The sequence below is a fragment of the Nocardioides pakistanensis genome (genome assembly GCF_054781215.1).
The window spans coordinates 123,675-134,801 of the sequence record NZ_BAAGUV010000025.1 but is presented as its reverse complement, the minus strand read 5'-3'; the positions used below and the strand labels follow the sequence as shown (position 1 = coordinate 134,801).

The 11,127-nt window shown below is 73.5% G+C and carries 12 protein-coding genes; 5 read left to right on the top strand and 7 right to left on the bottom strand.

Annotated elements, in window-relative coordinates:
- The first annotated feature begins 34 nt into the window (after positions 1 to 34).
- Both ACYVIH_RS11940 and ACYVIH_RS11935 read left to right on the top strand, forming a co-directional pair.
- Positions 35 to 682: an HD domain-containing protein gene (locus ACYVIH_RS11940; protein WP_460869603.1), complete on the top strand. Its 648-nt coding sequence runs from the start codon at positions 35 to 37 to the stop codon at positions 680 to 682.
- Positions 679 to 1,395 carry a spermidine synthase gene (locus tag ACYVIH_RS11935; protein ID WP_460869601.1) on the top strand — a complete coding sequence of 239 codons (717 nt, stop codon included), beginning with the start codon at positions 679 to 681 and terminating at the stop codon, positions 1,393 to 1,395. Before ACYVIH_RS11940 ends, ACYVIH_RS11935 begins: the two co-directional genes overlap by 4 nt.
- Here the strand turns inward: ACYVIH_RS11935 and ACYVIH_RS11930 are convergent.
- The 4 genes from ACYVIH_RS11930 to ACYVIH_RS11915 all read right to left on the bottom strand — a co-directional run bounded on the left by ACYVIH_RS11930 (position 1,374) and on the right by ACYVIH_RS11915 (position 5,026).
- Entirely contained in the window at positions 1,374 to 1,757 is a 384-nt protein-coding gene (locus ACYVIH_RS11930) for a hypothetical protein (RefSeq protein WP_460869598.1), read from the bottom strand. The genes ACYVIH_RS11935 and ACYVIH_RS11930 overlap by 22 nt on opposite strands.
- A 100-nt stretch (positions 1,758 to 1,857) precedes the next feature.
- A complete protein-coding gene (locus ACYVIH_RS11925) occupies positions 1,858 to 3,033 on the bottom strand; it encodes an MFS transporter (protein ID WP_460869596.1) in 1,176 nt (391 codons plus the stop codon).
- A gap of 41 nt (positions 3,034 to 3,074) precedes the next feature.
- A complete protein-coding gene (locus tag ACYVIH_RS11920) occupies positions 3,075 to 4,274 on the bottom strand; it encodes a DUF4031 domain-containing protein (RefSeq protein ID WP_460869594.1) in 1,200 nt (399 codons plus the stop codon).
- Positions 4,271 to 5,026: a copper homeostasis protein CutC gene (locus tag ACYVIH_RS11915; protein ID WP_460869591.1), complete on the bottom strand. Its 756-nt coding sequence runs from the start codon at positions 5,024 to 5,026 to the stop codon at positions 4,271 to 4,273. The genes ACYVIH_RS11920 and ACYVIH_RS11915 overlap by 4 nt, the downstream gene beginning before the upstream one ends.
- Before the next feature lie 10 nt (positions 5,027 to 5,036).
- Here ACYVIH_RS11915 and ACYVIH_RS11910 point away from each other — a divergent pair, with 10 nt between their 5' ends.
- Entirely contained in the window at positions 5,037 to 5,387 is a 351-nt protein-coding gene (locus tag ACYVIH_RS11910) for a hypothetical protein (protein WP_460869589.1), read from the top strand.
- A 19-nt stretch (positions 5,388 to 5,406) separates the two neighbouring features.
- On the opposite strand, the gene ACYVIH_RS11905 is transcribed toward ACYVIH_RS11910, so the two are convergent.
- The 3 genes from ACYVIH_RS11905 to ACYVIH_RS11895 all read right to left on the bottom strand — a co-directional run bounded on the left by ACYVIH_RS11905 (position 5,407) and on the right by ACYVIH_RS11895 (position 9,518).
- Entirely contained in the window at positions 5,407 to 6,156 is a 750-nt protein-coding gene (locus ACYVIH_RS11905; RefSeq protein WP_460869587.1) for a GntR family transcriptional regulator, read from the bottom strand.
- Positions 6,157 to 6,222: 66 nt separating this feature from the next.
- A complete protein-coding gene (locus tag ACYVIH_RS11900) occupies positions 6,223 to 8,769 on the bottom strand; it encodes an ABC transporter permease (RefSeq protein ID WP_460869585.1) in 2,547 nt (848 codons plus the stop codon).
- Positions 8,769 to 9,518 (bottom strand): ABC transporter ATP-binding protein, encoded by a 750-nt coding sequence (locus ACYVIH_RS11895; RefSeq protein ID WP_460869583.1) that lies wholly within the window; start codon positions 9,516 to 9,518, stop codon positions 8,769 to 8,771. The genes ACYVIH_RS11900 and ACYVIH_RS11895 overlap by 1 nt, the downstream gene beginning before the upstream one ends.
- A gap of 243 nt (positions 9,519 to 9,761) precedes the next feature.
- On the opposite strand from ACYVIH_RS11895, the gene ACYVIH_RS11890 reads away from it, so the two are divergent.
- On the top strand, positions 9,762 to 10,406 hold the full coding sequence (locus tag ACYVIH_RS11890) for an alpha-ketoglutarate-dependent dioxygenase AlkB (protein WP_460869581.1): 645 nt from the start codon (positions 9,762 to 9,764) through the stop codon (positions 10,404 to 10,406).
- A 99-nt stretch (positions 10,407 to 10,505) separates the two neighbouring features.
- Entirely contained in the window at positions 10,506 to 10,991 is a 486-nt protein-coding gene (locus tag ACYVIH_RS11885; protein WP_460869579.1) for a DUF6281 family protein, read from the top strand.
- Positions 10,992 to 11,127 lie beyond the last annotated feature (136 nt).

The following is an 11,127-nucleotide window of genomic DNA, read 5'->3' as shown; positions in this document are numbered from 1 at the left end:
GGGCCGTTCGGCCCGAGATGCCAGACTTGGGTCGGTGACCGCCCCCGAACAGCCCCTCCACCGGCCCCTCGAGAACCAGTGGCCGGGGATCCTCGCTGCGCACGGACCGTTGCGGGACGAACTGGTCGCGGCCTACGCCGAGGACGGCCGCGGCTACCACGATGTCCGCCACCTGACCGAGGTGCTCGCGCACCTCGACATGCTGCTGGCCCAGCCGGCCGCCGCCGGGGTCGACCCCACCGCGCTCAGGCTGGCGGCCTGGTTCCACGACGCGGTGTACGACGGGCACCGCGACGACGAGGAACGCTCCGCGGTGCTCGCCGAGGAACGGCTCGGCGCGACCGGCGTACCGGACCCGCTCGTCGCCGAGGTCGCCCGGCTGGTCCGGCTCACCGCCGACCACCGGCCTGGGCCCGGAGACGTCGCCGGCGCTCTGCTGTGCGACGCCGACCTCGCTGTCCTCGCCTCCGGGCCGGAGCGGTACGCCGAGTACGTGCGCGGCGTGCGCAAGGAGTACGCCGACCTCGACGAGGACACCTTCCGGGCCGGGCGGGCAGGCGTCCTGCGCGCGCTGCTGGAAGGCCCGACGCTGTTCCACTCGCCGCTGGCCCAGGAGCTCTGGGAGGCCGCGGCCCGCGCCAACGTGCAGCGCGAGCTGGAGTCCCTGGAGGCGCCCCGATGAGCGCCCGGTTCGAGGAGGTCGACTGGCAGGACACGCCGATCGGCGAGATCAGCCTCCGCCGCAGGCACGACCCTGCGCTGGACACCGACGTGTTCGAGGTCAAGCTCGGTGACGAGTTCTTGATGTCGAGCCTGTTCACCGTCGCCGAGGAGGAGCTTGCGCGGCTCGGTCTCGCCGCGCTCGACCGTGACCGGCTCGACGTGGCCGTCGGCGGCCTCGGCCTGGGCTGCACGGCCCGGGCCGCGCTGGCCGACCCCCGGGTGACGTCGCTGGTGGTCGTCGACGCGCTCGCAGCCGTCATCGACTGGCACGCACGCGAGCTCGTCCCCGGCGCCGCCGAGCTCGTCCGCGACGCGCGCACCCGGATGGTGCACGGTGACTTCTTCGCAATGGTCGCCGGCGGCCAGGGCCTCGACCCTGCCGCGCCAGGTCGGCGCTTCGACGTGGTGCTGCTCGACGTGGACCACACGCCGCGGCACGTGCTGCACCCCAGCCACGCGCCGTTCTACACCGCCGCCGGACTGGCACGGATGCGCGCCCTGCTCTCCGACGACGGGGTGTTCGCGCTGTGGTCCGACGACCCGCCCGACGAGGAGTTCGGCGAGGTCCTGGGCGAGGTGTTCGCCGGCTGGCAGGCCCACGTGGTCAACTTCGCCAACCCGTACGGCGGCGAGGACCGGTCCAACACCGTCTACGTCGCGACCGTGCGCTGAGCCCGCAGGCCGGCCAGCCGCACCCACCCGGCGTTGACCGCGCCGAGCAGCACCGGCCACACCCACAGGTCGAGGTCGAGCCACTGGGCCGGCTCGGCCAGGACCAGCAGGGCGAGCGCGACCGCCAGCGGCGCCAGCCATGGAAGCGCGACCCCGAGCAGCCGCATCCCCAGCGCCCACAGCAGGTAGAGCACCGGCAGGCCGACGAGATACATCTGCAGCCCTCGGCCGATGCAGCCCAGCATCGCGGTGCTCTCACAGGGGTCCTGCTCGACGTACACCTGCCACACCCCCAGGTAGCAGCCGGTCAGGCCGGCACCGAGGAGCGCGGCGGGAAGCATGCGGGCGCGGCGGTCGGTCATGACTCCACCCTGCCGCGGCTCCTGCCGCCCTGTCGTGGGTGCGGATACTCAGATCGGTGGCTCGCCCCGTCGCCCTCGGCGCGTCGCCGGGGGCGTCCGGTCAGCGGTTGCGACGCCGTCCCGGCGCGCCGACATCCTCAGCCGACCGACGCGGCGACAGGAACGGCAGGCCGAGGGCGCCGCCGCCGGCGACTCCGGCGACGACCAGGAGCATCGCGGGCAGCCCTGCGAGCGGGATGAGCGCGCCCATCGCCGCCGGCGCCGCGATCGACGTGACCGCACCGACCACGAGCGCCACGGTGAAGCCGTCACCGGGGCGGTCCGGGACGACCTGTGCCGTCCAGATCGCCAGCAGCGACGAGCCCACCATGTAGCCCACGCCGAGCAGCAGCGCGGACAGCAGGGTCAGCGGCAACGACGAGCGTCCGAGTGCGAGCAGGGCGAGCGCGCCGCCGACGACCCAGGTGCTGCCGATGCCGACCGCCGTCGTACCGACCGCACCGGTCATCCGGCCGGTGAGCAGGGCGACGAGTCCCCCGACGCCGATGACGGCGAACAGCAGTGGCGCCGCCCACGCCCCGAGCCCGCCGCTGCGGGCGACCTCGGCGGCGTAGGTGAAGTAGACGGTGATTGCGGCGAAGTAGAGCACGGCGTACACCAGCGGTGCAGCCATGGCTCGTCGCCACGGCGACCCTCTCGACGTGTCCTGGTCCGGAGCGCGAGGACCCACCCGGGGCACCGCGCGCAGGTTCAGCAGGGCAGCGGCCGCGGCGGCGACGGCGATGCCTGCCCAGGTCAGCCGCCACGACGTGGCGAGCAGGGCCAGCGCGGCGAGCCCGACCAGACCGAGACTGGTCCCGGTGGTGATCACCGCCAACAGCGTGGGGTGGTGCCGACGCGGTGCGACCCTGGTCACGATGTCGGAGTACGGCGCCCAGACCCAGCCGGCGGCACTGCCACTGAGCACGGCGCCCGCTGCGAGGATCCACGGCGACGGCGCGAACGCCACGGTCGCCGCGCCCACGACCCCGCACACGCCACCGACGGTGGTCGGTGCCCGCGGACCCCGTCGCGCCGAGAGCCGTGGCGCGGAGAGCAGGCCGACGAGGTAGCCCGCGAAGGTCCCGCTGGCGATCAGGCCCAGGAGCAGCTCGGAGAGCCCGAACTCCGCTCGCACATCGGGCAGCGTCAGCCCGTAGGCGTAGCGGGCCATGCCGAAGGCGACACCGACGACCGCGGCACCGCCGACAGCCACCCCGACCGTCTGCCTGTCCACACCGCAGCCTCTCATCCGGACCGATCGGCGCACGACACCGGTCAGAGCAGCGGTGTGGTGGTCAGCGTGAGGGTCCCGGCGTCGCCGTCGAGCCGCGCGGGCACCCCGAGCGGCAGGGTGAGGTTGTGGTCGGCGTGCCCGAACGGAAGGTCGGTGACCAGGGGTACGCCGAGCGGGGCGAGCCGGTCCTCCACGACCCGACGGGAGGCCTCGTCGCTGCCACAGCCGGTGAGCCGGCCGACCGCGACACCGCGCACGTCGTCGAACCACCCGGAGCGAAGCAGCTGGGTGAGCAGCCGGTCGAGCCGGTAGGGGTCCTCGCCCACGTCCTCGAGCACCGCGATCCCCCGCGCGGCCGGGCGGGCGGTCGGGGTGCCGACCTCGGCGGCCAGCAGCGCGAGGTTGCCGCCGACGAGCACCCCGTCGGCGACGCCGCCGACGCGGACCCGCCCGGACATCGGGCTCAGGTCGTGCACCGACTCCGGGTCGAACAGCATCCGCCGCAGGTGGTCGCGCGACGCGTCGTCCCCGGCGCCCAGGCTGGTCACCACCGGGCCGTGCAGGGTGACCACGCCGAGCCGGCTCGCGAACGCCTGGTGCAGCGCGGTGACGTCGGAGAAGCCGACCAGCACCTTCGGGCCCGCCTCGGCCAGCACCGGCCAGTCGAGCAGGTCCACCATCCGCTGCACCCCATAGCCGCCCCGGGCGCAGAACACCGCCGCGACGCCCGGGGCGGTCCAGGCGGCGGTCAGCTCCGCGGCGCGCACCGCGTCGGGTGCCGCCAGGTAGTCCAGCTCCTCGTCCCGGCCACGCACGTGCGGCAGCTCGCGCACCTCCAGGCCCCAGCCGCGCAGCACCGCCAGACCCGCGTCGAGCCGGTCGACGGGAGCGGGACCGGCCGGGGCCACCACCGCCACCGTGTCACCGGGCACGAGCCGCCGGGGCCGGAGGAGCGGCCGGCCGGGTCGTCGCGGGCCGAGCACCTCGGACTTGCGGCGCCGCAGCCCCATCTCGTGCAGCCGGCGGACCAGCTCGCGGCTCGACACGGGCACCGCACCGGCGGCGACCACCTGCTCGTAGCGCTCGGCGGGGACGTCGTAGTGGTCGCGGTCGAACCCTCGCCGCGGGATGCCGAGCTCCGCGGCGAACCGGTGCAGCTCGTCGTAGGACCTGTCGCTGGCCAGGTGCGACCACAGCCTGCCGTGACCCTCCGAGCCGGGCGGGTCGATCAGCAGGGTCACGCGGTCGATCCGTGCGCCGTCTCGGCGTGTTCGACCGCGTCGTCGACCAGCATCCGCCACGCCCGGACATGACCGGGGTCGACGTACGCCTTGGTCCACGAGCCGCCCGGCCGCGCGGTCGAGCCGACGTGGAACTGGCGGATGCCGGCGCGCGAGAGCCAGGGCACGTGCTCGGGCCGCAGCCCGCCGCCGGCGACCACGAGCCGCGCGACGTGGGGATCGGCCGTCGCCCGCGCGACCAACTCGTCGCAGCCGGCGTCGAGCCCGCGCGGCGAACCGGCCGACAGCACCGCGTCCAGACCGGGCAGGCCGGCCAGCCGGCGCCAGGCCCGGTCCGTGCTCAGCACGGAGTCGACGGCCCGGTGGAAGGTCCACGGCACCTGCGGGAGCCGGTCGGCGAGGTAGGAGCACACGTCGACGTCGATCTCGAGGTCGGTGGTGAGGAAGCCGAACGAGAGCCCCTCGGCGCCGACGGACAGGTAGTCCTCGCCGAGGCCGACGAGCCGGCTGAGCTCGCCGCCGGTCGTGCTCAGGCCGTCGTTGAGCCGCAGCATCACCCGAACCGGGACCTCGGTCTCCTTGCAGACCGCGGAGACCACGGACGGCTCCGGCGCGAGGCCACCGGCCGTCACGTCGGTGACCACGAACAGCCGGTCGGCGCCGCCCTCGTCGGCACCCGGCACGTCGCGGGGATGCACCACGACCACCTCGAGCAGGGCGGTGCTGCGCCGGTGCTCACCGTCTGTGTTCACAATGGACATCGTGACATCCGACGACGCCCTGATGACGGCACGCGCCCTCGTGTTGCACGACCTCGAGGCGACCCGGGCCGCCGACGCCGAGACGGTCTCCGCGCTCGAGGCGGCGGTGACCACCCGGCGCTGGTGGACCTCCCAGTGGGAGGAGGGCAGGCAGTACGTCGCCGGGCTGGTCGCGCAGGACGTCCAGGACGCGCTTCTCGAACGGGTCGGCCGCTGGCCGCTGTGCCGGGCCTGCGACCACCTCGACCCGCACGCCCTCTACATCCACCCCGAGCTGGGCGGACCCGACCCGATGTGGGTGTGCGAGACCTCCGGCATCGAGGTGGCACCGCTCGGTGGCCTGACCGGGTGACCCCGGCCGGGCCGCGACCTCAGCGGTTGCGCACCGGCGTGTTCGGCCGGCAGATCGGCACCCACAGGGTGTAGCGGTCGGCCCGGTACGTCGACCGGGAGACCTCCACCGCGATGTTGCCCGCGAACGCCCGCCGGGCGATGCGCAGCACCGGGTCGCCGGGCTTGATGCCGAGCAGCTCGGCCTCCTCCGGCTTGGCCAGGGCGGCGTCGACCGAGTCCTCGCCCCAGGTCGGCAGCAGGTCGCGGCGCTTGAACTCGGCGTACAGGCTCTCCGGCAGCGGCGACTCGAGGAACTCCGGCACGATGCTGTCGGCCATGTAGGCGTCCTCGATGCACATCGGCAGCCCGTCGGCGAGCCGGATCCGCTGCCAGTGCACGACCTTGTCGCCCTCGGTGATCTCCAGCGCCCGCGCCACCCCGGGGCCGGCGGCCTCCATCCGAGCCAGCAGGGTCTGGGACGACGCGGTCATCCCGCGACGCTTCATCTCCTCGGTGTAGCTCGACAGCCGGATCTGTACGTCGATCTTGGTCCGTGCGACGAACGTGCCACGTCCCGGGACGCGCTCGAGCAGGCCCTCGGTGACGAGCGCATCGAGGGCCTGCCGGACGGTCATCCTGGCCACCCCGAACCGCTGGACGAGCTCGCGCTCTGACGGCGCGGGGCTGCCCGGTTCGGCGTCCTGGATCAGGTTCCGGACGTACTCCCGGACCTGTACGTGCTTGAGCACAGGCTGTCGGGCACGATCAGGTGTGATCACGTCTCCCATCGCCAACTCCCCATCTCCCCTAGCCTCACCTTAGCCCGGGAACGGGGGCCGTGTGCTGCCGTCGGGTCATTCGGTGGCGATCGCGCCCAGGATGTCGAGGCGAGCGGCCCGTCGCGCCGGGAGGGCCGCCGCGATGACGCCGACCACCCCAGAGGCCAGGACAAATGCCGCGATCTGCCCGTACGGGAGCGCGACCACCTCGAGGCCGTCGTCCTGCAGCGAGGTCACCAGGGCCAGCCCGAACAGCGTGCCCATCGCGGTGCCCAGCAGGCCACCGAGCAGGGCGATCACGAACGCCTCGAGGCGCACCATCCGGCGCAGCTGGCCGCGCTCGAGGCCGACTGCCCGCAGCAGCCCGAGCTCGCGGGTGCGCTCGATCACCGACAGCGCGAGCGTGTTCACGATGCCCAGCACCGCGATCACCAGCGCCAGGCCGAGCAGCGCGTAGATCAGCATCAGCATCTGGTCGATCGGACCGCGCTGCTCCTCGGCGAACCCCTCCTGGTCCTTGACCGTCACCATCGGCATGTCGGCGGTCTGCTGCTCGATGGTCTGCTGCAGCTGCGTCGTGCTCGTCCCCCGCTCACGGTCGACCAGCAGGTAGTTGTCGGCCTCCTGGAAGCCGGCGTCGACGAGCGTGCCGAGGGTGGTGGTGTAGGGGAAGGACAGCACCGGGTTGTCGTCGTACACCCCGACCACGTCGTAGCTCATCTCGCCGGCGGGCATCGTGTACTCCACGGTGTCGCCGAGGCCGATCCCGCGCTCCTCGGCCAGGCCGGCCGAGATCAGCACGGCGCCGTCGGAGAGGTCCGAGACCGATCCCTCGAGGAGGTCGAGGTCGACGACCTGCTCGAGGGTCGCCGGCTCGACGCCCATCAGGCCCTGGCGCTCACCGGCGGTCTCCCCGATCGCGTAGCGGAACCGGGTGACACTCGCGACGCCGTCGGTCGCCTCGATCCGGTCGGCGACCTTCGGCGAGAACGGCATCCCGATCGCGTTGGAGACGACCAGGTCGCCGAGGAACTGCTCGTCCACCGCCTTGTCGACGCTGGCCTTGGCCGACGAGCCGATCACGGCCATCGTGGTGACCAGGGCCAGCCCGACCATGAGCGCGGAGGCGGTGGCCGCGGTACGACGCGGGTTGCGCAGCGCGTTCTGACCGGCCAGCCGACCGACGGTGCCGAACAGCCGGGCGTAGAGCGCCGCCACCGCACCCACCACCGGCCGGCCGACCACCGGCGCGCCGACCGCGACGCCGAGCAGCGAGGCCAGGATCCCAGCGCCCACGAACCACGTCGCACCGGACACGTCGGCGAACAGGCCGGCGAGGATCGCGCCGGCCCCACCGACGGCCAGCACCGACCCGGCGAGCAGCCGCCGGTGCAGCGCCCCCTCGGGGAGAGCCTGGTCGTCGCGGAGCGCCTCGACCGGGGCGATCCGGCTGGCCCTGCGGGCCGGAAGGTACGCCGCGAGGAGCGTGACGGTGACGCCCACGGCGTACGACGCGATCACCGTGCGCGGCTCGAAGACCAGCGGCTGACCGGAGATGTCGAGGCCGAAGGTGGCGAACAGCGCGCGGATGCCGACCGCGAGCAGGACGCCGAGGGCCAGGCCCGCGGTCGCGCCGACCAGCCCGAGGACGCCGGCCTCGAGCAGCACCGAGCGGGTCACCTGCCGGCGCGAGGCACCGAGCGCACGGAGCAGGGCCAGCTCCCGGCTGCGCTGGGCGACCAGGATCGAGAACGTGTTCACGATCAGGAAGCTGCCCACGACCAGCGCGATGCCGGCGAAGACCAGCAGGAAGGTCGTGATGAAGCCGATCGCCTCGGTGAGGTCGCCCCCGGCGTCCTCGGCGGCCTGGTCACCGGTGACCGCCTCCAGGCCGGCCGGCAGCACCTCGCGCACGGCGTCGCGGAGCTCGGTCTGGCTCACGCCGTCCTCGGCGGTGACCCAGACGTCGGTGTAGGCGTCGCGACCCTGCATGAACAGGTCCTGGGCGGTCTCCTCCTCGAACACCGTCATCGAGGCGCCGCCGAGCGACCCGCCCTCGGCGAAGTCGACGATCCCGACGAGGGTCGGCCGCAGCACCGGCTCGGCGCCGGAGGTCACCAGGTGCACCTCGTCGCCGAGCTCGTAGCCCGCCTGCTCGACGGTGCGCCGGTCGATCGCGACCTCGTCGGGCCGGTCGGGCTGCTCGCCCTCGACCACCTCGAGCCCCTCGATCCCGTGGCCGGCCGGGGCGTCGGTCAGGTTGCCGCCGAGACCGGGGGCGCCCTGGCCGCCGACGACCTTGCCGTCCTCACCGACCGCGAAGACCCCGAACGTGGTGACGTTGCCGTCGGCGCGGGCCGCGCCGTCGACCTGCACGAGGTCGTCGACGACGTCGGCGGGGACGCTCTTCGACGTCGGCGAGATGTCGTCGCCCACACCGCCGGCCGGACGCACCACGACGTCACCGACGGTCGAGGCGAAGATGCCGTTGAAGCTGCGGCTGAGGGTGTCGGTGAACACGAACGTGCCGGCGACGAACGCGACGCCGAGCACGATCGCGGTGGTGCTCAGCATCAGCCGCAGCTTGCGGCCGAGCAGGCTCTTGAGGGCTGCCTTCCACATCAGCGGGCCACCGCCTGCTCGGGCACGCGGGCGTCGAGGCCGGCCATGGTCTCGAGCACCTGCTCGCGGGTGGGCTTGCGGAGCTCGTCGACGACGCGGCCGTCGGCGAGGAAGACCACCCGGTCGGTGTAGGACGCCGCGACCGGGTCGTGGGTCACCATGACCACGGTCTGGCCGAACTCGTCGACCGAGCGGCGCAGCAGGCCGAGCACCTCGGCGCCCGAGCGCGAGTCCAGGTTGCCGGTCGGCTCGTCGGCGAACACCACGTTCGGTCGGCTCACCAGCGCCCGGGCCACGGCGACCCGCTGCTGCTGGCCGCCGGAGAGCTCGTGGGGCCGGTGCCCGAGACGCGACCCCAGACCCACGGCGGCCACCACGACGTCGTACCACTCGGGTTCGGGACGGCGGCCGGCCACCGACAGCGGGAGCACGATGTTCTCCTCCGCGGTCAGGGTCGGCACGAGGTTGAACGCCTGGAAGACGAACCCGACCCGGTCCCGCCGCAGCCGGGTGAGGCCCTTGTCGTCCAGGGTCGCGAGGTCGGTGTCGCCGATCAGCACCGAGCCGCTGTCGGCGCGGTCGAGGCCGGCGGCGCAGTGCATGAGCGTGGACTTGCCCGAGCCCGACGGGCCCATGACGGCGGTGAACTCCGCGTCGTGCAGGTCGAGCGTCACGCCGTCGAGGGCGCGTACGGCGGTCGGGCCGTCGCCGTAGGTCTTGGTGAGGTTGTGGATGCGTGCAGCAGTCATGGCCGTCAACGTAGGAGCGGGGGCCGTCGTCGCGGCACCGGCAGGACCACCGTTGTGCCCCGGACCTGCCCCTGAGCCGACCCTGACCCCTGACCCCGTCGCTCTCCGGGGCCGAACGGACGTGCACTCGCCCGGGGGCGGGACGGGGTCTGCGCGTGGACCCGGTCGGTGGTGTTCGTGAGTGCACGTCGAGTCGGCCCCGCCGCACTAGAACATGTGTTCGAATCGTCGTACTCTGACGGCATGACCGTGGACTTCCAGGCCTCCCTGTTCGACGAGCTCGTGGAGGCACCGTCGGGTGGACCGGCTCTGGGCGAGCTCGGCGAGACCGTGCGGCGCACCCCGCTGAGCCGCGGGGCATGGGTCGACGTACGCCCCGCGTGGGTCACCGGCGCCGACGACCTCTTCCGGCGGCTGCTGTACGACGTGCCGTGGCACGCCGAGCGCCGGCAGATGTACGACCGGGTGGTCGATGTGCCGCGACTGCTCAAGTTCTACGGCCACGGCGAGCCGCTCCCCGACCCGCTGGTCGCCGAGGCCCGCGACCGGCTGAGCGCCCACTACGGCACCGAGCTCGGCGAGCCGTTCACCACGGCCGGGTTCTGCTACTACCGCGACGGGCGCGACTCGGTCGCCTGGCACGGCGACACGATCGGGCGCAGCCGCACCGAGGACACCATGGTCGCGATCGTGTCGTTCGGCGAGGCCCGTCGACTGCTGCTGCGTCCGCGCGGCGGTGGGTCAACGATCTCGTTCGTCGTCGGCCACGGCGACCTGCTGGTGATGGGCGGGTCGTGCCAGCGCACCTGGGAGCACGCCGTCCCGAAGACGACCCGCCCGGTCGGGCCCCGGATCAGCATCCAGTTCCGGCCGCACGGGGTCCGGTAGCAGCGGCGTCGGGCGCCTCGGCCTCGGCGTCGAGCACGGCGGGAACCGGATCGTCCTCCGCGGCGTCGAACCGCCAACGACGACCCGAGGAGACCCACGATGTCCCGACGCCCCACGACCCGCCTCACCCGCACCTTGATCGTGCTCTCGGTCGCCGGAACGCTGGCCCTGACCGGATGCGCGCCCGACGACGAGCCCGAGACCCAGGGAGCGGACCCGGCCGACGCCGGAGCCGGCGGGTCCGGCGAGGGGCGGGCCGCGGGTGGGGCGGCCGCCTCGTGCGTCGCGGCGGTCAGCTACGAGGACACCCTCTACCTGCAGGTCGACGCCGGTGAGGTCTCGCCCGGCGCCGCGCTCGAGGGAGCCGAGCTGCCCCCGTGCGACGACACCGGCGGGGGCGAGGAGTCCGAGGCGGAGGCGATGCCGGTGGAGGCGTTCGCGGTGCAGGGCGTCGACCCGCGTTATGCCGTGCTTTCCGAGGGCCCCGACGGGCTGTGGGTCTACGTCGCCCGGAGCCACGCCCCGGGGCTCGCCGACGCCGCGCCCCTACCGGCGGACGTCGCCGCCGCGCTGGGCCTGGACTGAGAGACCGCCTGGACCTCGTACTGTTCCGAGGTTCCACGCCACAATCCTTCAGCTGAACGGTTGTGACGTGCCATGGTGCAGAACGGCTGTCACAACCGGTCAGGTGAACCGTTGTGACAGTCGAGTGCCCGGGCCT